Annotated in this window: 16 protein-coding genes; 10 read left to right on the forward strand and 6 right to left on the reverse strand. The window is 49.6% G+C overall.

Going from position 1 to position 21,365, the window contains the following annotated elements; all coding sequences use genetic code 11:
- Positions 1 to 164 precede the first annotated feature (164 nt).
- Entirely contained in the window at positions 165 to 1,919 is a 1,755-nt protein-coding gene (locus tag HWI92_RS23790) for an alpha-amylase family protein (RefSeq protein ID WP_204659909.1), read from the forward strand.
- Positions 1,912 to 2,850 carry an N-acetylmuramoyl-L-alanine amidase-like domain-containing protein gene (locus HWI92_RS23795; RefSeq protein WP_229248537.1) on the forward strand — a complete coding sequence of 313 codons (939 nt, stop codon included), beginning with the start codon at positions 1,912 to 1,914 and terminating at the stop codon, positions 2,848 to 2,850. Before HWI92_RS23790 ends, HWI92_RS23795 begins: the two co-directional genes overlap by 8 nt.
- A gap of 122 nt (positions 2,851 to 2,972) precedes the next feature.
- On the opposite strand, the gene HWI92_RS23800 is transcribed toward HWI92_RS23795, so the two are convergent.
- The 4 genes from HWI92_RS23800 to HWI92_RS23815 form a co-directional block, all read right to left on the reverse strand.
- Positions 2,973 to 4,592 (reverse strand): SulP family inorganic anion transporter, encoded by a 1,620-nt coding sequence (locus tag HWI92_RS23800; protein WP_204659910.1) that lies wholly within the window; start codon positions 4,590 to 4,592, stop codon positions 2,973 to 2,975.
- A gap of 168 nt (positions 4,593 to 4,760) precedes the next feature.
- Positions 4,761 to 6,131 carry a HAMP domain-containing sensor histidine kinase gene (locus HWI92_RS23805; protein ID WP_204659911.1) on the reverse strand — a complete coding sequence of 457 codons (1,371 nt, stop codon included), beginning with the start codon at positions 6,129 to 6,131 and terminating at the stop codon, positions 4,761 to 4,763.
- Positions 6,128 to 6,805, reverse strand: a complete 678-nt coding sequence (locus HWI92_RS23810; RefSeq protein WP_204659912.1) for a response regulator — start codon at positions 6,803 to 6,805, stop codon at positions 6,128 to 6,130. The genes HWI92_RS23805 and HWI92_RS23810 overlap by 4 nt, the downstream gene beginning before the upstream one ends.
- Positions 6,806 to 7,020: 215 nt before the next feature.
- Complete coding sequence (locus HWI92_RS23815) at positions 7,021 to 7,578, reverse strand: DinB family protein (RefSeq protein WP_204659913.1); 558 nt, start codon at positions 7,576 to 7,578, stop codon at positions 7,021 to 7,023.
- Between the two features lie 271 nt (positions 7,579 to 7,849).
- Between HWI92_RS23815 and HWI92_RS23820 the strand changes: the two genes are divergently transcribed.
- From HWI92_RS23820 to HWI92_RS23830, 3 genes are all read left to right on the forward strand, one after another.
- A complete protein-coding gene (locus HWI92_RS23820) occupies positions 7,850 to 8,461 on the forward strand; it encodes a DUF4136 domain-containing protein (RefSeq protein ID WP_229248539.1) in 612 nt (203 codons plus the stop codon).
- A 1-nt stretch (position 8,462) separates the two neighbouring features.
- A complete protein-coding gene (locus HWI92_RS23825) occupies positions 8,463 to 9,122 on the forward strand; it encodes a hypothetical protein (protein ID WP_204659914.1) in 660 nt (219 codons plus the stop codon).
- A gap of 125 nt (positions 9,123 to 9,247) precedes the next feature.
- Positions 9,248 to 11,281, forward strand: coding sequence for a hypothetical protein (locus tag HWI92_RS23830; protein WP_229248541.1), 2,034 nt, complete (start codon positions 9,248 to 9,250; stop codon positions 11,279 to 11,281).
- Between the two features lie 2 nt (positions 11,282 to 11,283).
- Here the strand turns inward: HWI92_RS23830 and pheA are convergent, their stop codons facing one another.
- On the reverse strand, positions 11,284 to 12,357 hold the full coding sequence (pheA, locus tag HWI92_RS23835) for a prephenate dehydratase (protein WP_204659916.1): 1,074 nt from the start codon (positions 12,355 to 12,357) through the stop codon (positions 11,284 to 11,286).
- A 112-nt stretch (positions 12,358 to 12,469) separates the two neighbouring features.
- Complete coding sequence (locus HWI92_RS23840) at positions 12,470 to 14,341, reverse strand: DNA topoisomerase IV subunit B (protein ID WP_204659917.1); 1,872 nt, start codon at positions 14,339 to 14,341, stop codon at positions 12,470 to 12,472.
- 271 nt (positions 14,342 to 14,612) lie between these two features.
- Here HWI92_RS23840 and HWI92_RS23845 point away from each other — a divergent pair, with 271 nt between their 5' ends.
- Genes HWI92_RS23845 through HWI92_RS23865 form a run of 5 tightly spaced genes read left to right on the forward strand, consistent with a single transcriptional unit; the run spans position 14,613 to position 21,363 of the window.
- Positions 14,613 to 17,108, forward strand: a complete 2,496-nt coding sequence (locus HWI92_RS23845) for an SLBB domain-containing protein (RefSeq protein WP_204659918.1) — start codon at positions 14,613 to 14,615, stop codon at positions 17,106 to 17,108.
- Between the two features lies 1 nt (position 17,109).
- On the forward strand, positions 17,110 to 18,180 hold the full coding sequence (locus tag HWI92_RS23850; RefSeq protein WP_204659919.1) for a hypothetical protein: 1,071 nt from the start codon (positions 17,110 to 17,112) through the stop codon (positions 18,178 to 18,180).
- 9 nt (positions 18,181 to 18,189) lie between these two features.
- Positions 18,190 to 19,020, forward strand: a complete 831-nt coding sequence (locus HWI92_RS23855; protein WP_204659920.1) for an ABC transporter permease — start codon at positions 18,190 to 18,192, stop codon at positions 19,018 to 19,020.
- Between the two features lie 17 nt (positions 19,021 to 19,037).
- Entirely contained in the window at positions 19,038 to 20,288 is a 1,251-nt protein-coding gene (locus HWI92_RS23860; protein WP_204659921.1) for an ABC transporter ATP-binding protein, read from the forward strand.
- The gene (locus tag HWI92_RS23865; RefSeq protein WP_204659922.1) at positions 20,281 to 21,363 is read left to right on the forward strand and encodes a DegT/DnrJ/EryC1/StrS family aminotransferase; all 1,083 of its coding nucleotides are present in this window, start codon (positions 20,281 to 20,283) and stop codon (positions 21,361 to 21,363) included. The genes HWI92_RS23860 and HWI92_RS23865 overlap by 8 nt, the downstream gene beginning before the upstream one ends.
- Positions 21,364 to 21,365 lie beyond the last annotated feature (2 nt).

Below are 21,365 nucleotides of genomic sequence, written 5' to 3' on the forward strand. Positions count from 1 at the left end.
ATTTCGGGAAGGATTGAAAAAGGCTCCGGTGCACAAAGGGGTGATATTACCGAATTTGATATCTTGCACGCTTTATCATTCCATCTTTTTGCTGCAATCAACCGGAAATGGTACGTTTTTCATGTCTGACCGCAGGGTGTGCAGACGTTAACAAGCTGATTTAAATGGCCGATACCAACCAGGATAAATTTATCATTTACCAAATATTCACGCGACTTTTTGGCAACCTTAATACTACCAACAAGTACTGCGGAAGCATTGAGGAAAATGGCTCAGGGAAGTTCAACGATATAACTACTGTGGCGCTCGAAGCCCTGAAAGATTTTGGGGCGACGCATGTATGGTACACGGGCGTGCTCCGGCATGCAACCCTCACGGCTTACCCGCAGTATGGTCTGGAGAGCGACCATCCGCTGATCGTAAAAGGCATTGCGGGATCGCCTTATGCGATCAAGGATTATTATGATGTCAATCCCGACCTTGCTGAGGATGTAGGCGCGCGCATGGAAGAGTTTGAGCAGCTGGTATCGCGCAGCCATGCCACCGGGTTGAAGGTAATTATTGATTTTGTGCCTAATCATGTAGCCAGGCAGTACCAGTCGCTTGCACGGGCGGAAGGAGTACGCGACTTTGGCGAGGAGGATGATACGTCTGTCGCTTTCAAGCCTTCCAACAACTTTTACTATATTCCTAATCAGGACTTCATTGTTCCGGCCGGGCATTCGCCGGTGCGCGACCTGGAAATGCCTTATACCGAGCGGCCCGCCAAGGCAACCGGGAATGACGTATTTCAGGCGCAACCCAGCCAGTACGACTGGTACGAGACAATCAAGCTGAACTATGGTGTGGATTACCAGAATGCCCGCACCACGTATTTTAATCCGCTGCCGGATACCTGGCAGAAGATGTACGATATACTGGCTTTCTGGGTAGGGAAGGGCGTGGACGGGTTCCGGTGCGACATGGCCGAAATGGTGCCTGTCGAATTCTGGGGCTGGGTGATCCCGGAGATCAAAAAGCTGAACAGCGGCGTCATTTTCATTGCTGAGATCTACAATCCGCAGGAGTACCACAACTATATCCAAAAAGGAAAGTTTGACTACCTCTATGATAAGGTAGGGCTATATAATGCATTGCGCCGGCTTGTGGAAGGATTTGGCACGGCCGAAGACATCACACGCATCTGGCAGGAGGAGTCGGGCGATATCAGCCGGAACATGCTGCGTTTTCTTGAGAACCATGATGAGCAGCGCATTGCATCGCGGTACTTTGCAGGGGATCCCTGGCTGGCGATCCCGGCCATGACATTGAGCGCTACGCTGCATACCGGCCCGCTGATGATTTACTTCGGGCAGGAGCTGGGGGTCAATCCCACGGAGTCGGAAGGGTTTCAGGGAGAAGACGGGCGTACGACCATTTTTGATTACTGGGGCGTGCCGGAGGTGCAGCTCTGGGTGAATGACGGTAAATTCAATACCGAAAAGCTGGCGGCCGGGCAAAAGCGGCTGCGGGATTTTTATCAGAGCCTGAACCACTTTGTCCGCAATAATGAAGCCATTTATGCAGGTGCATTTTTTGACCTGCAATACGTGAATGTGGATGGGCAAAGCTACAATTATGACAAGACGGTGGTGTACAGCTACCTGCGTTATACCGAGCGGCAGCAGCTTTTGCTGATCTGTAACTTTGACCGTGAGCGTACGATCGAAACCAACATACGGGTACCGGCCGATGTCTGGACGAATGCATTGAAACTGGGCAAAACAACAGACTACCGCCTCAAACCTGTATTTCCGTTAACTACTTTACCGCTCCACCTGAAAACCACCGAGATTACGTCAACCGGGGTACATGTGGAGCTGCCGCCGGTTTCAGTAGTTGTTTTTGAGATCGTTTCCAATGCTCAGGCAAATGCTTAGCAACCCTGTGGGGCATCCTGCCCGCGCCTTGCAATTGGGCATCCGGATCATTATTTTTACAAAGCACCGTGTTTTTGGAACCATCACCGGCACGACCCATTTTTCACTCCCCATGATCAGAATTTTTGCAACCTTCATTTTCCTCCTGGTCTGCAGTGTAGCTTTTGCACAATCAAGCATTCAAAAGGTTTTCGGACAAAAAATGGACTTGCCCGACACCCGGGATATCGGTATGCAGGTGCTGCGTATGAGCGAGTCGTTTCTGGGGACGCCGTATGTAGCGGGTACGCTGGAAGGCAATCCTACGGAGCGGCTGGTCTGCAAATTCGACGGTCTGGATTGTACTACACTAGTAGAGAGCTCCGTAGCCCTGGCTGTGGCCAAAAACGAGAATCCTACATTCGAGGGATATAAAAACGAGCTCACCAGGCTTCGGTACCGGGACGGTGTGATTGACGGTTATGCTTCGCGCCTGCATTACATACTCGACTGGATGTATGAAAATGAAAAGCGTGGCCGCCTGGAAGATATTACCGCGAAGGTAGGAGGGGTGCCTTATAAAAAGGAGATCAACTTCATGACCAACCATGCCGACCTGTACCCCGCTATGGGCGAAAGTTCGGTTTGGGAGAAAATCAGGGAGCAGGAGGCCCAGATCAATAGCCGGGAGCATTCCTACATTCCCAAGTCAGGGATCCAGAAGGCTGAGCCTATGCTGCATGATGGTGATATTGTGGCATTTACGTCTTCCATAGAAGGGCTGGACGTGAACCATATGGGGATTATTACCAAAATCGGCAGCCGTGCTTACCTGATCCATGCATCGCTGACGGGTAAAAAAGTGATTATATCCAATGTACCCCTGGCTGAATATGTATCATCCGTACCCAAGCATACGGGCATGATCGTGGCCAGGCTCAATGAAATGTGATCTTTAAGATCAATTTCCTAAACATGTACCGCGAAGCCTGCCTGATCCGGGAGTGGCAGAAATGAAATTGGCCTCCGGAAAATCCGAAGGCCAGTCTTTTCTTACTACTCACCTAACTCAATTTAACTCAATACAGTTTGTCTTTGAAGCCTTCTGGCAGCCAGCGGATGATCCGAAAGTGCCAGGTGATGTTCAAAACCTATAAGCTCCATATCCCCTCCGGATTGCTCATAATCATGTTTGAACCTGGTTATATTGTCCATCACCGTATGATCCACATAGGGTGATCCTGAAAAGTCTATCTGTACCATTTTGCCTTTTGGAATTGCTTCCAGTGTTGATTTCAGGCCCAGGTAATTTGTAAAAACAGCCGCATGCGGCACATTGACGTAAAAAACTTCATGGTCGGTATCCACTTCGGTACCCGGGTCAAAAAGGTGTGAAAGCTTTACGCCGTACACGAGCTGTACCCCGATTTTGGTAAGTATCCCGCAAACCAGCCCCATCAGCAGCCCCGCGCCAAGCGCAGCTGCAATTGTAACAAGGAAAATGATCAGCTGCTCCCTGCCGATATGGTAGATGTGGGCAAACTTTGCGGGTGAAGCAAGGCGGAATCCTACAAAAATCAGCATTGCGGCCAGGGCTGCTACCGGCACCATTCTGACCACCTCGGCCAGGGGCAGTACCAGAATAAGCAGGAACAATCCGTGAAAAAAGTTGGCCTGGCGCGTTCTGCCGCCATTATATACATTGGCAGAGCTGCGCACTACCTCGGAGATCATCGGCAAGCCACCGAGAGCCCCGGCAAGTATATTTCCGGCCCCGACTGCGGCTACGTCACGGCTCAGGTCTGACCTGCGTTTGAAAGGATCCAGCAGGTCAATCGCCTTCACGGTCAGTATGGATTCAAGGCTGCCGGCAAGGGTAAAAAGCATTACGTACTTGATAAACACAGGCAACAGGCTGGGCGTTAAACCGGCCAGGCTTACATGAAAGCCCAATGAAAACCGGCCGGGATTAATCAGAGGCTTAAAGTCATGGTAGGGGTGATCAAAGAGGTGAAAGAAACGCCCGAGACCAATGGCCACTACCAGTACAACAAGTGCCGGTGGCAGTTTTTTAAAATATGAAAAAGAAAGATAGCGCCACCCGAACATGATCATCAGGCTCACCAGCCCTACAATGGCAATATGGTACTCCATGTGCAACAGGCTGTTTGGCAGCATAGCCACCAGTTCCAGCGGCTCTTTTCCATCCAGTTCCGAAGGGATCGTACCCACTGCAAGGTGAATTTGCCTGGCCATAATCATGATCCCGATCGCTGCAAGCAGCCCTTGTACTACGGATAGCGGAAAGAAATCGGCCAAGCGGGGCAACTTCATCAGTCCCAGCAGGATTTGGAAAAGTCCGGCAATCATGATCGTTCCCAAAGCCAGCTGCCAGCCTGCATTCACATTGCCTCTTCCAAGCTCGCTGACGGCGCCGGATGCAATCACGATCAGCCCTGCGGCGGGACCTTTGATCGTGAGTTCTGAATTTGTAAAAAAAGACACAATCATCCCACCCGCAATCGCTGTAATCACGCCCATCATAGGCGGGAAGTTGCTGGCGGCTGCGATGCCAAGGCTCAGCGGCAGGGCAATCAGCGACACCAGGAATCCTGAAAGCAGGTCGCGCTTCCAGTTTTGCCGGAAGCCGGCAAAGCCGGTGGCAGGTTTCCAGGTTGCTGATTTCGTCCTCATGCGATGAGATCGGAAAATATGTGGCTGTATGACTTGCAAGAGCCCTATGGGATAGCTGTTTAATTCAGGATGATATAGTGTGGCGAAACCGGCAACCCACTGGCTGCCGGGCGTCACAAAGGAGCTAATGCGTTGTTAAACATGCATTAACACTATATTAAAAGTGAATTAAAATGGTGGAAACTTTATAATGAAGGTCGTTCCGGTACCCGGCACCGACTCTACTTCAATGCTGGCTCCCTGCATGTTGATAATGCGTTTGGTAAGCGAAAGCCCGATTCCGTAGCCTGCTTTGGTGATGGTTTTTTCGCTCCGGTAAAATGTGTCGAAAATGTAGGGCAGCTCGGCCGCAGCGATGCCGGTACCGTTGTCTTTGAAGGATATTTTAATCAGGTTGTTCTGTGTTTCAAGAAAAACGTTGACGGTATTGTCGCCTGAATATTTGCACGCATTGTCCATCAGGTTCATGAATGCAGTCCGTAGCAGACTTTCGTCTCCGTATCGTTTCAGCTGTTCCTCGTCGTCCGGAATTTTATTGTAGTGAATGTGAACTTCATAGTCCGGATTTTTCTGCTGTATAGATGCTTTGGCCTGCCACAATACTTCATCTACCCGTATTTTGGAAAAAGTAACCCGGAACGCCTGCTCATCCGTGCGGGCAAGTTCGAGAAGGCGGCTCACGAGCTCGTTCATTTCGCGCGCCTCCGCCCAGATCCCCTTGAGTGCATCCTGGTATTCGGCGGCATTTCGTTCCTTCATCAATCCCAGGTCGGCCTCGCTCATGATCAGTGCCAGGGGAGTACGCAGCTCGTGAGAGGCATGTGAAACGAAATTTTTCTGGGCTACAAATGCAATTTCGAGCCGGTTCAGCATTTGATTGAAGGTCTCGGCAAGCAATGCAAGCTCATCCTTTTCACGTCCTACGGTCACTTTCTCGTGCAGGTTCCCCGCCGATATTTTATTCACCTGATCAATAATGTCTGCCACCGGCTTGATGGCATCATTGGCAAACTGCCATCCCGCTACACCTACCAGCACGAGCGAAAGCAGCCAGCCGATCACCAGAATTTCCCGCAGGCGGTTGAGCTGGTTCATGCCCTGCCGGTCCTGCGCAATGGCAATGATCACCCAGGGCTTGCGGTGATCCTGAAGAATATGCCTGATAATGATGGCCTCTTTATGCTGGTACTTGGTACGTACCTCATGCCCGGCCCGTGCCTCGGACAGGAGCGTTTTTGAAAGTCCGAAATGCTTTCTCCCGCTTGAAAAAATCACGGAGTCGGCTCCGTCGTAAATGGTAATGTCTTCTTCCTGCAGGACCGTGTTGTTTTCCTTCTCAATTTTCTCAATATCGTCCGTACTGAGCCCGGTACTGCCCTCGACAAGCTGGGCTATGGTTTGCCCCCGCTCATTCAGGAATGAATAAAACTGGTTTTCGCGGTATTGGTCATAAAAAAAGTAAATGGACAGGCAGAAGAGGGCCATTATGGAACCCACCAGCATGGTAAACAAGAGTGTCAGGCGGGACTTGATGTTCATTCTTCCTTGAAAATATAGCCCATGCCAACTACGGTGTGAATCAGCTTGGCAGGATAGTCCTTATCTACTTTCTTCCGTAAAAAATTAATATACACATCAATCACGTTGGTACCCGTATCAAACCGGATATCCCACACCTGCTCTGCAATGTCCACCCGGGATACTACCCGGCCCCGGTTGCGCATCAGGTATTCGAGCAATGCAAATTCCTTGGCAGTCAGGTCAATGCGGTTGCCTGCGCGGCGGGCTACCTTTTCGTCCAGGTTCAGTTCGAGATCCGCAATGGTCAGCACCTGGCTCGACTGTTCCCGCGAGCTGTTGCGCTGCGCCAGTACTTTCAGGCGTGCAATGAGCTCCCTGAACTCAAAGGGTTTTACAAGGTAATCGTCTCCACCCGATTCAAAGCCATCAAGCTTGTCGTCGATTGTTCCCAGCGCAGTGAGGAAGAGGATCGGTGTAGCGAGGCCATCGTTCCGGAGCTGCCGCGCAAGATCGTACCCATTGAGCAGGGGCAGGTTTACGTCGAGGATAATGACATCGAAGCGATAGTTGCTCGCCATTTTCTTTCCTACCTGTCCGTCGTACGCCAGCTCCACTTCCCAGGATTGTTCTTCCAGGCCGCGTTTTAGAAATCCGGCCAGCTTCGGCTCATCTTCGACCACTAGAATTTTCATAGTTCGTTTTTTCGGCGGTTAAAAGTGTCAAATGTTGCACAGAATTCCTGGTAAAAAAAAGGCTGTCCGGAACGCCGGGCAGCCTTTATGTCTATATCCACACCATTAGAACGTTTGCATTTTTGCATGTAATACGTTCTATTATTATGCAAAATAGGCAAAATATGTTACTGAAAATAGGTGTGATAATATTTAAGCCAAATTTCATGTATGTATTAATAGTAATCTGTGCCGCTATCAAAGTCGGAGCGATCATCAAATGCGCCAAAATCGTCTTCTTCCAGGTGCATTCCCTTCACGGCTTTCTTGATCAGGCTGATCTGTCCGGCATGGTATATATCGTGCTGAATAATACCGTGGATGAGCGTATAGTACGAGTAGTCGCGGCCGGGTACAAATTCTTCCAGGAAACCGTCGTCTTCAAGTTTTTCCAGTTCTGACACAAGTTCCTCCTGCGAAAGGCTCAGCTCCATCTGGATCGCCTCCCATTCAAATTCGTCCACGACCGGAAATTTCTTCCAGTCCTTATCCTGCGTTTTGATGTCGAATTCGGCATCACCCTGTATTTTCCTGACCGTGAAAATCCGCCAGGTTGTCATGTGGTAAACGATCTCGGCGATGGAGTGCGTATTGGTACTAATCCTGGCTTCTGCCATTTTGGGAGTTACGCCGCGCAGTGCCTCCACGACCGACGGGCCATACCAGGCCTCTTCACTTTCATAGGTATCATTCACTAAGTCGATGATCCTGAGTATTTCTTCTTTTGCTTCCATATATGATGTGTCCGGGTGCTGGTTGTGTTAAATAAAAACTGTTCCAATTTTGTTTGGTAAAGATCCGTTCTGGTGCTGCCTATACCCGCCCGGCACAAAAAATGAACTGTGCGCCGCCTGGCTTGCATTGCAACCATTTGTAGTTTGGACGGGTCTGACAAGTGTCGTTTGCAGCCTTTTTAAAGCTAAAAAAATGGACTGACAATTACGGAAAATAAAATGTTCAATTTCAATTTTCGTTTATTTACCATATTTCAAATTACGAGAGGATATGTTGAGGAAAACTTCGTTCGCTTTATTATTTGCCTTCGTAGGGCTGATGTCCTGTTCCAAGGACCCCATCAGCGACCTGTCTACGGAAGAAACCCTGGTGTATATTACCAATCACGACAAAACGGCCAATTATAAGAATTACAAAACGTTCAGCATTGTAGATTCGGTACTTGTTGTTGAAAACGACCGCGCCGGTACCGCGCTCACCGACATTGACCGTGCGCTGCTGCAAAGGCTGGTGACCAACATGCAGCAACTGGGTTACAAATACGTGAGTCCCAAACAAAACCCGGACGTAGGGATCAATGCTGCCTGGATTACTAATACGTACCTGAATGTGGCGTCGATCCCGTTTTCGTCGTACTATGGCGGGTACTGGGGCGGGGGCGGCTATGGTTACGGCTACCCGAGCTACTACCAGTATTACGAAACCAGCGAAAGCTACTGGCTGGTGACAATGCTGGATTTCAAAAATCCGAATACAACCAACAAAACATTTAATGTGATCTGGAATGCCCAGATACGCGGCGCAGGCATCGGAAGCGCCCAGTACATTGACAATATGGTCGACGGGATCTTCGGGCAGTCTGGTTATTTAAATATCAAATAAAATGAAGAGGATTATTGCAGCAGTTCTTTTGATGCTCGGCGGTGGTCAGGCTTTTGCCCAGGACGCTCCCAAGCTATATACAGTCGCATCACCTTTTGACCGGTACACGCATTACGTCGTAACCGGGCGATTCACCGGAGCAGTTCCGCTGGGTGCTTTTTCCAAAGATTATATTGATAAAACATCCTTTCAGAATGCCTCTATCTCACTGGAATGGGTGTTTCGCAATGCACCTGTTTCCATAGGGGGTGAAATCGGTTCGTACTACTTTGAAAAACGCCTTCCCCGTACGGTCTACGATAACGGTGACGAAACCATCTCCGCGGTGCAGACGCGCACGTTGTCACAATACCCGGTGGAAGTGTTTGCCAACTATCTCTTACTTCCCAAAACATCGTCTGTGCAGCCTTATGTACAGGTGAGCGGCGGTATCAGCATCCTGGACCATACGGTGTACTACGGCAGCTTATCGTCGCAAAACCAGAAGGTTGCACCAAGGTACGGCATTGGTGTGGGTTCCAGGTTCCTGTTCCGTAAAGACGGTTCCTTCGGCGCAGATGTTCGTGTCAAATACAGTGGTACAGCTTACAAGTTCGAGGAAATTACGAAGGGGATTTCGTCAGTGAATGGGTCTATCGGCCTTTTCTACCGCTGGTGGTAATGTTTTTTAAAAGAAGAATTTTGTTAAAAACCGCATTTCTAAGTATCAGTGTAGGGCTAATTCTTATCTCAGGCTTTTGGGCCTGGAAAAGATTTGGCCCTTCTGATTTTCAAAACCAGCCTGAATTGACTACCGGCTTCCCGCTGGCGCAGACTCTTGATTCCGCTTCTTCTGCCTGCGACCTGGTTGTTCGGCGCTACCGGCAGATCGGCCGTGAAATGCAATTTGAGCTGGCTGCCAATGCTGGTGGCCTGGCACCCTACTACGTTGAAATTACCCAGGGGGCGCGGCAGTTAAAATTTAACAAAGTACCCCACCGCCTCGGCTTATGGCTCACCATTCCGGATGTTGACCTCCTTGAAGGGGAGGCGCAGGTGCAGGTAATCAGTTTGGGACAGGAAGGCTGCGCAACCAAAGCTGCTTTCCGGTATGATGCCAGCCTCAAAACCGAGATACCCGACACTTCCACCTGGGTGCGGCAGGGGAGTAAAGACAACCTCCTTGATGTGCGGCCCGTCAAAAAGGACGGCAAGCTGTACCTGCGCGATTTTGCCGCCTACCAGGACGGGCGTACCAAGGTGGTGATGATCGACGGCATAGCGGTCAATGGATTGGAAAATGGGATAGAAGTGCGGCCGGGTTACCTGTACTCGGTCACTGCACGCTGGATTGACGCACCTTATAATGACTGGTGGAATGAGCGCCGGAACCGGACAGTGCGCCAGCAGAATATCTGGATCAAAGGCGCATCCGATGCACCATCTCAGGGGCCGCTCACCAAAATTCAAATACCTGGCTGGTTCCGCCTTTCAAACAATATCCAGGTTGATTTTGATACTTCTTTCCCCGAATTTGAACCCATAAAGGGTAAGCTGACCATGCAATACCGGCTGAATGCCGGCGTAGCACCCGACAGCTACCTGCGCCGAGGTGTGCGGTTTTTGAATGGAAGTGAAAAAGGAATACCGGAGTCCCGGATGCACTGGACAGCCACGCCCAACTATTTTGCCGACAAGGATGCAGCCTGGTTTGCTTCGTTGACGCGCGAGCAGGTGGAGTCATACGCGAATGTTCCGGGTTTCGGTGCCTATGCTTTTGATTTTGAGTTCTGGAACCAGAAGTACCCGCCCGAAGTGAGGCAGCGGCTGATCTGGTTTTCGGAAAAAATCAGGAAAGACCATCCGCAGATGTACCTGATGGACTACTGGGGTGGGGGAGCATATGTGAATCCGCATATCAACAAAAACGGAGGTACCAGTCCATTGAGCCTGGCCGGCGACTATACCGCACCCAAAGCCAATAACCCGAACTTTGACCCGCTGCCCGACGGAAGCAGTTTCCGGAATATTTTCAATGCCACACCGGCGGATGTATATCCCAAACCCATGTTCGCCCTGGATGAGCAGGGTAATACACCTAACAATTTTGTCCTGTTGTCGGCCATTCACACGCATCGCATCAATCGCCTGATTGATTATCAGAAAGGCAACAAGCTCATTTTTTATGGCTGGAACCGCTACATGCCCCTGTACCACGACCCGATCGTACCCTGGCACATTCAGCTGAGCGCGCCAGCCGGAGAGCTGGTTAGCAACCAGCTGGAAATGATGCCGGCCAGTCAGGCACTCAGCCTTTCCCTGTTTTCACTGGTACTTTTTGACGGGTACTACCTGTGGCATGACAGTGGTCCTTACAGTGCAGACAACAATGCCTACAAAGTTGGCAAGGATCAGCCCGGCTGGGGGTATGAATGGTTTCCGGCAGATGGAAAAACTCCTGAGTCAGAGATCGGGCGACAGCATACGGGGCATATGGCGCCTCCATACTGGGATTTTCCTACATCCTATTACGTACTCGGCAACTGGATGGCCAAGCAGACGGAGGATATACTGACGGGTGGGCAGGTGAAAGATCTGCCTTTTCGGCTGAATGGCAGCTGGATACAGCCGCGCAAGGAACAGGTGTTGCTGGCGATCGACCGTAAGGAGCCTTTTGTTACTTCGGTAATAAATGGAAAGAAAATCGTGGTACTGGCAGTGGACTCCTTTCAGGCACCGAATGCAACCCGCAGGCTGAATATACAACTGCCCGATGGAACAGAGACGTCCATCGAGCTGTATGGTAACTGGCCTTCTTTATACAAAGGAAAACTTAAGTAATGTTATGAAACCCGTACGTAGCTGCCGAGCCATTTCAGGTGAGTACCGTACTTGTGCATGATCTCCTGCGCAGCCGGATCTTCGTAGTGTCCCAGGAACTCGACCAGGAACCAGTACCGGAAAGTGGACTCTCCCCGCATGGGCCGGCTCTCAATTTTGGTAAGATTGATACCGCGGTCGTTGAAGTCTTTCAGGAATTCGTAAAGTACCCCTGGCCGGTTGGTATTGGGAAGGTTGGCAATGATCGTGGTTTTGTCATCGGTACTTTTCACATTGGAAAAGTCTTTGGCCAGGATCAGGAACCTGGTTTTGTTCTGGTCGCTGTCCTCGATATTGTCAAACAGGATGGGTACTCCGTAAAGCCGGGCCGAAATCGATGAGCAGATGGCCGCAGCATCCGGCTCTTCCGACGCCAGCTTGGCAGCCTTTGAGGTAGATTCCACCGCTATCAGTTCAATACCTAATCCTTCCAGGTACTCGCCTATGAATTTTCCGCATTGACGGAATGCAATGTCTTTTGAATAAATGCGGCGGATATCTCTGAGCGAGTCGGACTGAGAAGCGAATGTGAAATGCACCTGTAAAAGTACCTCTGCGACAATCGACAGGTTTTTGTCCCGGAGATAATCCACTGTCTCCACGACGATACCTTCCTGGTTATTTTCAATGGGCACTACACCGAATTTGGCGCGGCCGGTTTCCACGCTCTCAAAGACTGAATGGATGGTCGGCAGTACGAGGTACTCGCTCATCCCGCCAAACCGGCTCTCCGCAGCCTGGTGGGTAAAGCTTCCCTCCGGCCCCAGGTATGATATGCGCTCAGGCAGTTCAAGATTACGGGAAACGGCAAAAATTTCGAAGAATATGGCGTCAATAGCCTGGCGGGTGAGCAGTCCTGTATTGCGTTTTTCGAGCCGGTCGAGGATCTGCTTTTCTCTTTCAGGCCGGTAAATGATTGCCTGCGAGGATCGTTTCAATTCACCTACCTGCTTCACCAGCTCCATACGCTCATTGAGGATGTTCAGCAGCTCATCGTCGAGTTGGTCTATTCTGTTCCTTAAATCCGTTAATTCCACAAAGACTATTCTTAAAAGTAAATGGAGTATTGCGTGGCCGGTCGCCTGATGCCATCAATAAAGCGCCTCGTTTCACGATCATACTGTATGCATCCGAACCTGGAAGCCTTCGCTAAACTGCCAGCGCAAGCTCGTCCACATTTTTCTCAATTTTCAGGTTATCAATAATAAAACGCTGCCGCTCAGGCGTGTTTTTACCCATGTAGTAGCTAAGCAGCTTCTGGATCGAAGTTTCTTTTTGCAGGATTACCGGCTCAATCCGCATGTCCTCGCCGATAAACTTGCCGAACTCTTCCGGTGAAATTTCACCCAGTCCTTTGAAGCGCGTAATTTCCGGTTTGCTCCCCAGTTTGTTGACTGCTGCCTGCTTTTCCTCTTCGCTGTAACAATAGATTGTCTCTTTTTTATTTCTCACCCTGAACAAAGGGGTTTCGAGTACAAAGAGGTGACCATTTCGAACCAGGTCAGGAAAAAATTGCAGGAAAAAGGTCATCAGCAGCAACCTGATGTGCATTCCGTCCACATCGGCGTCAGTTGCAATGATGATGCGGTTGAAGCGGAGGTTTTCGACCCCGTTTTCAATGTCCAGGGCATGCTGCAGAAGGTTGAACTCTTCGTTTTCGTAAACAATCTTCTTGGTGAGTCCGAAACAGTTCAGCGGCTTACCACGCAAGCTGAAAACAGCCTGCGTCTGAATATTGCGCGACTTGGTAATAGACCCGCTCGCCGAGTCGCCCTCGGTAATGAACAGGGTAGTTTCGTACCGGAAGTCATTTTTCAGGTCGGTGAGGTGAAGTCGGCAGTCGCGCAGCTTTTTGTTGTGCAGGTTGGCCTTTTTGGCGCGGTCATTGGCAAGCTTTTTAATTCCAGCCAGTTCCTTACGCTCACGTTCCGACTGCTCTATACGTTTTTTCAATGCATCCCGTGATTCCGGGTGCATGTGCAGGTAATTGTCGAGCCGTTCCTTCACAAAGTCATTGACAAACGTCCGGACGGTTGTACTATTCGGGTCGGGCGTGATGGTGTTGGAGCCCAGCTTGGTTTTGGTTTGTGATTCAAAAACAGGCTCCTGTACCCGTATGGCGACTGCTGCAATAATGGATGAGCGGATATCCTCCGGAGCGTAGTCCTTTCCGAAATGTTCACGCACTGCTTTTACAACAGCTTCGCGGAAAGCAGCCAGGTGTGTTCCGCCCTGCGTTGTATACTGACCGTTAACAAACGAGTAGTACTCTTCCCCGTACTGGTTTCCGTGGGTCATTGCAAACTCAATATCCTCTCCTTTGAGGTGGATGATCGAGTAGCGGAGCGTTTCAGCATCCGACTTGCTCTGAAGCAGGTCGAGGAGACCGTTTTGGGAGAAAAACTTTTGCCCGTTGAAGTTGATCGTGAGTCCTGCATTGAGATAGCAGTAGTTCCAGATCATGTTTTCGAGGTACTGCGGGATGTACCTGAAGTTTTTGAAAATATGATTATCGGGCTCAAAAATGATATGGGTGCCATTGCGCTGTGAGCTGGTACCTTCTTTAGATTCTCCCAGCAGGGTACCTTGCTGAAATTCTGCACTTTTAGTTTTGCCGTCGCGGAAAGATTGTACCTTGAAATAGCTGGAAAGTGCATTTACAGCTTTGGTACCCACGCCGTTCAGCCCGACGGATTTCTGAAATGCACCAGAGTCGTACTTGCCGCCCGTGTTAATTTTAGAAACACAATCGACTACTTTTCCCAGCGGAATACCCCGGCCATAGTCACGGACTTCCACGCGGTGCTCCGAAATCTTTATTTCGATGGTCTTTCCATTGCCCATCATATGCTCGTCAATCGAGTTGTCGACGATTTCTTTTACCAGTACGTAAATACCATCATCCACAGACGATCCGTCGCCAAGCTTACCGATATACATCCCTGGTCTGAGTCGGATATGTTCCTTCCAGTCCAGCGACTTAATACTGTCCTCATTGTACTGTGCAGTGGGTTGCTCCATTATCTTTTAGAATCCTGCAGGCAGGATTTTGGGTTTGTGTTTTTAATAATTGGGGTATGTCGTTCGTTACGCAGTTGTAACTGTTTTTTTGCTTCTGCCGCCACGCTCCGAATCACAGAAATTCTTTAAAAATAGGAAAAATCTAATTTACTTTGCCATGATATACACATCACGATCTTAAACATGCTCATTTTCAACATTCAAAAATACTCGTGCTCAGCGCAGTTTTAATGAGTGGAACGGCATCACAATGGTACAATTACACTATCTTATGAACCTACTTCAATTGGCAAAAAGTTATAAATACATTCTACCCTATTTTCTCAGTTTACTCATTTCCCTTCCCGCATTTTCCCAGGCAATCCAAACCGCACCTACCACTGCTTCACCTGCTTCCACGGGAGCTGGTCAGGGCGGACAGGCCAGCGGCGCAGGCGCAGCCAACAATGCCGCCGGAAACCAGCCGGGGAACAACAACCAGCAGCAGCAGGGAACTCAGCAGCGCGCCCAGCAAGCCGCAGACAGCCGCGTGGAGCGTGCCAGGCTCAATGCCGAGCTGAATGGCAGAAACCGCGATACGACCAGAACCACCAATACGGACAGTGCCCGGGTCCAGCTGACACCCGAAGAGCAGGCCAGAGAAGCTTTTCGCAGGAAAATATTCGGGTACTCTGTTTTTGCCAATAAACAACTTGATCCTATCCCTGATTTTCAGATTGCCACCCCTACCAACTATATAGTAGGCCCGGGTGACGAGCTGAAAATCTACGTTTATAATTACGCTGAAAGCACCTTTAATGTTGTAGTTACCAAAGATGGATTTATTTCTATCCCGAGGGCAGGGAACGTGTATGTTTCAGGCCGTACGATTGAGGAAGTACGCAAGATCCTGATCGACAAGTTTTCAAGATTTATGCCCGGTCTGATCGGTGCAGGAGGCGAAACGGCTCGTACCAAACTGACTGTGGCCCTCGGGGAAGTGCGGACCGTCCGCGTGTTTGTGACGGGCGAAGTGATCAATCCCGGTACCTATGAACTTTCATCGCTTTCCTCGGCTTTCAATGCATTGTACCAGGCAGGCGGTCCCAATGAAATCGGCTCGTTCCGGGATGTGCGTGTGGTAAGGCAGGGAAAAGTAGTAGCCCACCTTGACATTTATGACTATCTCGTCAACGGAAAAATTGATGGCGATATCCGGGTGCAGGACAATGACAACATCATTGTAGGATACTACCAGAAACGCGCAGAAGTAACCGGCATGGTGAAGCGTCCCGGAATTTACGAGCTTGCCGGACAGGAAAAGCTGGGTGACATGCTGCGCTACGCGGGCGGATTTAATGACAAAGCTTACCGTGGCCGTCTTAAAATACAGCGTATTACCTCGCGGGAACGCAAAATACTGGATGTAGGCGAGGAAGAGTACAATGCCTTCGAGATGATGACGGGCGACTCGGTACATGTGGAAACGGTACTCGATCGTTTTGAAAATATCGTGACCATTGAAGGAGCGGTCATGCGGCCGGGAGACTATTCACTGGATAACAGTCCCTCCTTGAAAAAGCTGATCGAAAATGCAGCAGGCCTGCGGGAGGATGCATTTGTAGGACGTATCAATGTGCTGCGTACGCGTCAGGACCTTACTATTCAGAATATTTCCCTGAACTATTCTGATGTGATTAACAATGTAGTTCCCGACCTGATCCTCACACGCCTGGACCAGGTGATCATACCTTCCAAGTTCGATATGGCTGAAACTGCTTATGTGAGTGTGGAAGGAGAGGTAAACAATACCCGGTTCAGTGCCAATGAAGGCCGGTTTCCATACACGGCTGATATGACGCTGGAAGACCTGCTTTTACAGGCAGGAGGTCTGAAAGAATCGGCGTATACCACCGAAGTAGAGGTAATCAGGAGAAAACGAAACAGCATAGCCGGCGCAGCAAATGCGCAGATTTCTGAAGTTTTTAAGTTTGATGTAAACCGGGACCTGTCGCTGAACAGCAAGGTGACCAACTTTCAGCTCATGCCGTTTGACCAGGTGACGGTGCGCAAATCACCCAACTACGTGGAGCAGCAAACGGTTTTTGTGGAAGGGGAAGTACTCATTGCCGGTCCTTACACGATCATTAATAAAAATGACAAGATCAGTGACATTATCAAGCGTGCGGGCGGGCTTACCGAACTGGCTTATCCGGAGGGCGCTACCCTGCTCCGCAGAACGCTGATCCGGAACCTGGAAGAGCCTGTGGACTATGATCAGGCTGCCTTGTCGGAAAGAAGCATTAAAAGTGGCCTTATTGTGGGTGATCAGCCCAATGTAAAGGAAGAGTCTATCGGGATCAAGCTCAAAAACATCCTGAAAAACCCGGGATCGTTTGAGGATTTGATTGTACAGGAAGGAGATATCCTGCGCATTCCGAAACGTCTGGAAACGGTGCAGGTAACCGGCTCGGTACTTTACCCTACTACTGTAAAATACGGAAAAGGCATGAATTTCAGTGACTACATTTCCCAATCGGGCGGGTTTACGCCTCAGTCGCTGAGAAAAAGTGCATACATCAAATACCCGAACGGAAATGTGGACAGAACGCGGCGGTTCCTGTTTTTCAACGTATATCCGAAAGTGGAACCGGGTTCCGAGATTTTTGTGCCGGTACGTGCCCTTCCGGCGCTGAACACCCAGCAGACCATCGCAACAGCCACAGGTTTACTTGGTTCGGTAATGGGATTAGTTGTAACAATTTTGGCTTTCAGATCCATCAGATAATATGTCAGCGACGCTTACCAGACATCCCGAAGTGCCAGAAGATGAGTTGAGCCCGAAAGAGGTCATCGAGAAGGTACTTGTTATAAAAACGGCACTTGTACGTAACTGGCCGCTGCTTTTACTTTTTCCGCTCATTGGGTTCGGTATCGGGTATGGGATGGACACTTACCTGAAAACGCCCGACAAGTTTGAAGCCAATGTGGTTTTTAACTTGGGTGGCGGAAGCCAGAGTTCGGGGCTGGGGGATGTGGCGGGCTTGCTGGGGCTGGGATCAGCGCCGGATGCTAACATCTTTACAGGAGAAAACTTTTTCTATTTTGTAAAATCACGCCCTGTGCTGGAACGCAACCTGATGAAGGAGGTGGAAGTGAACGGACAAAAAACACTGCTGGCCAACTTTTTCATTGATTCCAGCGGCATTAAAACATCCGACTGGGAAGAGCGGCCCGATTTGCAGAACTTCCATTTTGATACCAATGATGTCAAAAAGCTTGACCTGAATTCCCGGATTGTGTTCAATAATATCGTTAAAAAAGCAGGAGAAGCGACGGACATTGCCTCCCTGGACAGGAAGTCGTCCTTTATCACGATTTCTGCTGTGATGGAAAATGAGCATCTGGCCGGTTTGTGGGTGACAACACTGCTGAAAACGGTAGAAGAGATGTATACCGAAAATCAGACACAGAAAACGCGTAAGACACTCAGGCTTCTGGAACAACGGACCGATTCCCTGGCGAAGGTGCTGGGCATTGCCGAACACAAGCTGGCCCGCCAGCTGGATTACAGCCAGCAGATCATTATGCCGGAAGCGCGCGTTTCAGCGACCAGCATGGAGCGTAAATCTTCATTTCTGCAGCAGCTGTATTACGAGGCTATGGCCAATGTGGAGAAAATGCGTCTTTCACTTGTCCGCGAGGCACCGCTGTTTACCGAGATCGAGGGTATCAAGGTACCGCTTGACAGGAAGTCTGAAGATAAGCGCCGCGCTAAAATCGGGGCACTGGCAGGGCTGATGGTCGCCCTGATCCTAACGTATTTCAGAACAGTTTTTGCGACTGTTCCCAAGAAGTAAAAATTACAAATGGCACAACACACCACCACAATCAAAGCGGGAGGTTCGGAAAAGGATTACTGGAAAGACCTCTGGCTGAACCGGCAGTTGCTGTGGATCCTGTCCAAACGCGACATTTCGGTCCGGTATAAACAAACGCTCCTGGGTGTTGCATGGAGCGTGCTGCGGCCCCTGATGACAATGATCGTCATGGTGTTCGTGTACAGCTATCTTGCCAAAGTAAAAAGTGAGCCGGGCATTCCGTATCCGCTGCTCGTACTCAGCGGAATTACAATATGGAGCTTTTTCTCCAATACTTTTACCCAGATCAGCAACAGTATCCTGATCAACTCCAACCTGGTATCGAAGGTATACTTTCCACGCCTCCTGATGCCGCTGAGCTCCATTGCGGTAGGTTTCGTTGATTTTCTGATCACTTTCGGCATTTACCTGGTGCTGAACCTCTACTTCCGCGAGCCCATAGGCTGGCAGATTGTGTTTCTGCCCTGCTTCATTTTGCTTACTTTTATTACATCCATGGGCTTCGGCCTGTTTTTTGCTGTTCTTAATGTGCGTTTCCGTGACATTGGTCAGCTGATTCCTTTTCTGGTGCAGGTAGGGATGTTTGTGTGCCCGGTTGCTTACAGCAGCTCGCTTGCGCGGGGGACGTCATTCGAAAAGTACTATAATCTTAATCCCCTGGTTGGGATCATCGAGGGTTTCCGCTGGTGCCTGTTTGGTGATAAAGCTTACTTCCACCCTCAAAGCCTGTACTCAACGGCCATTGTCTCGTGTTTGATAATGATACTGTCGCTGGTTTATTTCCGCAGAAGAGAAAATACTTTCGTAGATCATATCTGAAATAATTACATTTGGGCATGCCTGTAATTGTCGCTGAAAATATCAGCAAGAAATATATCATCGACCATCAACGTAAAAATGGCCCGACCAGCCTGAGAGACATTGTCGCCGACACAGTAGGCAAATTGTTTTCAGGAAAGGAGGATACGGGCGAGAAGGAGGAGTTTTGGGCGTTGAAGGATGTAAATTTCAGCATTGACCAGGGTGACAGAATAGGAATTGTAGGGCATAACGGGGCCGGAAAATCGACCCTGCTTAAAATACTCAGCCGCATTACCGAGCCTACCACGGGGCAGATCCGCATTGACGGGCGCATTGCCAGCCTCCTGGAAGTAGGTACGGGTTTTCACCCCGAGCTCACCGGCAGGGAAAACATCTTTCTCAATGGCGCCATTCTTGGCATGTCCAAGCGGGAAATCCGTCAGTCCTTTGATGCAATCGTTGATTTTGCAGGAGTTGAAAAATTTCTTGATACCCCTGTAAAAAGATACTCGTCGGGCATGTACGTCCGGCTGGGATTTGCCATCGCAGCACACCTTAATCCTGAGATCCTGATCGTGGATGAAGTACTGGCAGTGGGGGACACCGAGTTTCAGAAAAAGTGCCTCGGTAAAATGAGGGATGTATCCGAAAGCGGTCGTACGCTCCTGTTTGTCAGTCACAACCTGACCGCTATCCAGGCACTTTGTAACAAGTCATTCTATTTTGAAAAAGGTCGCCTCATTGATCAGGGCGAAACGACGCATATTGTAACCAACTATCTCAGCAAGGTTTCGCACAAGACCCTTGAAAAGCACTGGGACAATGTGGACGAGGCACCGGGCAATGACCAGGTGAGGGTAAAGAGTTTCAAGCTGTTCCCTGATTACCAGGACGACCTCAACCATATCGATGTCAGGACACCGATCAATTTCCGGTTTGAATTCTGGAATATGGTGGAAGGTGCCAACCTAAACCTGAGCATGCACCTGTATACTTTTACGGGAGAATGCATTTTCAATGTAGGTACGCAGTCGGAACCGTTCAGCAAGGGGCTGGTGAGTGCTACCTGCGAGCTGCCGGGCAATTTCCTGAACGACGGCTCCTACGTGGTATCCATGATGATCGTGAAAGATACCAGCACAGTACTTTACAATATGGAGGAGGCGCTGGTGTTTGATATCGAGGACTACCGGGAAAATGTTACCTGGTATGGCAAATGGCCGGGTTATATTCGTCCGCAACTTAATTTTTCCATTCGCCAAACTGAACATGTAGTGAATGATTAACGTCACTAAAACATTCCTGCCCGACCAGGAGCAGTACATTCAGTACATCCGTGAAATCTGGGATCGTGGGTATGTTACCAATAACGGACCTTTGCTTCAGGAGCTTGAAGAAAAACTGAAAAGCTACCTGGGTGTGGATCATCTGTACTTTTGTACCAATGGTACCATCGTTTTACAGATTGCCATCAAAGCGCTGGAAATCAAGGGTGATGTAATTACAACCCCATTTTCATACTGCGCTACTTCCAATGCAATCCTTTGGGAAAACTGTAATCCGGTTTTCGTAGACATAGATCCTGACACGTTTAATATTAACGCGTCGCTTATTGAGCAGGCTATCACGCCGGCTACGACGGCTATCCTTGCCACGCACGTGTACGGAAATCCGTGCGACGTGGAGCGCATTGAAGAAGTGGCTGCAAAGCACAAACTGAAAGTTATTTACGATGCAGCCCATGCTTTCGGGGTAACCTACAAAGGCCGGTCACTGCTTTCTTTCGGGGATATCAGTACGTGCAGCTTCCATGCTACCAAGGTTTTTCATACCATTGAAGGCGGGGCGCTTATATCCAATCATCCCGAGCTCGACCGTAAGCTCCACCTGATGCGCGCTTTCGGGCACCAGGGTGATGAGCATTACCTGTATGCAGGAATCAATGGAAAAAATTCAGAGATGCATGCTGCCATGGGGCTGGTGAATCTGCCGCATGTAGGGGAAATCATCGCTGCGCGCCGCGAGGTTTGTGACGGATATGATCGTCTGCTCAACTGGGAAATCCTTTCCAGGCCGGTTATAAACCCGCATATTGAGTACAACTATGCATATTACCCGGTCGTATTCCCCTCGGAGGAGGTGATGTTTCGCGTCATGGATGCCCTCAAAGCAGAGGATGTCGTACCGCGCCGCTACTTTTATCCATCATTGAATACGCTTTCTTTCATGCCGGCTTACATTCCCTGTCCGGTGTCGGAAGATATTGCGCTGAGAGTATTGAGCCTGCCGCTGTATGTGGGCCTTCCGCAAGCAGATGTGGAGCGCATAGCAGGGATTATTAATGCAAATTTGCTACCATAACG

Source organism: Dyadobacter sandarakinus, assembly GCF_016894445.1.
GTDB lineage: Bacteria > Bacteroidota > Bacteroidia > Cytophagales > Spirosomataceae > Dyadobacter > Dyadobacter sandarakinus.

What these genes read in the sequence shown, in the direction of transcription:
- HWI92_RS23790 (WP_204659909.1), top strand. Translation starts at nt 165, where the DNA reads ATGGCCGATACCAACCAGGATAAATTTATCATTTACCAAATATTCACG.
- HWI92_RS23795 (WP_229248537.1), top strand. Translation starts at nt 1,912, where the DNA reads ATGCTTAGCAACCCTGTGGGGCATCCTGCCCGCGCCTTGCAATTGGGC.
- HWI92_RS23800 (WP_204659910.1), bottom strand. Translation starts at nt 4,592, where the DNA reads ATGAGGACGAAATCAGCAACCTGGAAACCTGCCACCGGCTTTGCCGGC.
- HWI92_RS23805 (WP_204659911.1), bottom strand. Translation starts at nt 6,131, where the DNA reads ATGAACATCAAGTCCCGCCTGACACTCTTGTTTACCATGCTGGTGGGT.
- HWI92_RS23810 (WP_204659912.1), bottom strand. Translation starts at nt 6,805, where the DNA reads ATGAAAATTCTAGTGGTCGAAGATGAGCCGAAGCTGGCCGGATTTCTA.
- HWI92_RS23815 (WP_204659913.1), bottom strand. Translation starts at nt 7,578, where the DNA reads ATGGAAGCAAAAGAAGAAATACTCAGGATCATCGACTTAGTGAATGAT.
- HWI92_RS23820 (WP_229248539.1), top strand. Translation starts at nt 7,850, where the DNA reads ATGTTGAGGAAAACTTCGTTCGCTTTATTATTTGCCTTCGTAGGGCTG.
- HWI92_RS23825 (WP_204659914.1), top strand. Translation starts at nt 8,463, where the DNA reads ATGAAGAGGATTATTGCAGCAGTTCTTTTGATGCTCGGCGGTGGTCAG.
- HWI92_RS23840 (WP_204659917.1), bottom strand. Translation starts at nt 14,341, where the DNA reads ATGGAGCAACCCACTGCACAGTACAATGAGGACAGTATTAAGTCGCTG.
- HWI92_RS23845 (WP_204659918.1), top strand. Translation starts at nt 14,613, where the DNA reads ATGAACCTACTTCAATTGGCAAAAAGTTATAAATACATTCTACCCTAT.
- HWI92_RS23850 (WP_204659919.1), top strand. Translation starts at nt 17,110, where the DNA reads ATGTCAGCGACGCTTACCAGACATCCCGAAGTGCCAGAAGATGAGTTG.
- HWI92_RS23855 (WP_204659920.1), top strand. Translation starts at nt 18,190, where the DNA reads ATGGCACAACACACCACCACAATCAAAGCGGGAGGTTCGGAAAAGGAT.
- HWI92_RS23860 (WP_204659921.1), top strand. Translation starts at nt 19,038, where the DNA reads ATGCCTGTAATTGTCGCTGAAAATATCAGCAAGAAATATATCATCGAC.
- HWI92_RS23865 (WP_204659922.1), top strand. Translation starts at nt 20,281, where the DNA reads ATGATTAACGTCACTAAAACATTCCTGCCCGACCAGGAGCAGTACATT.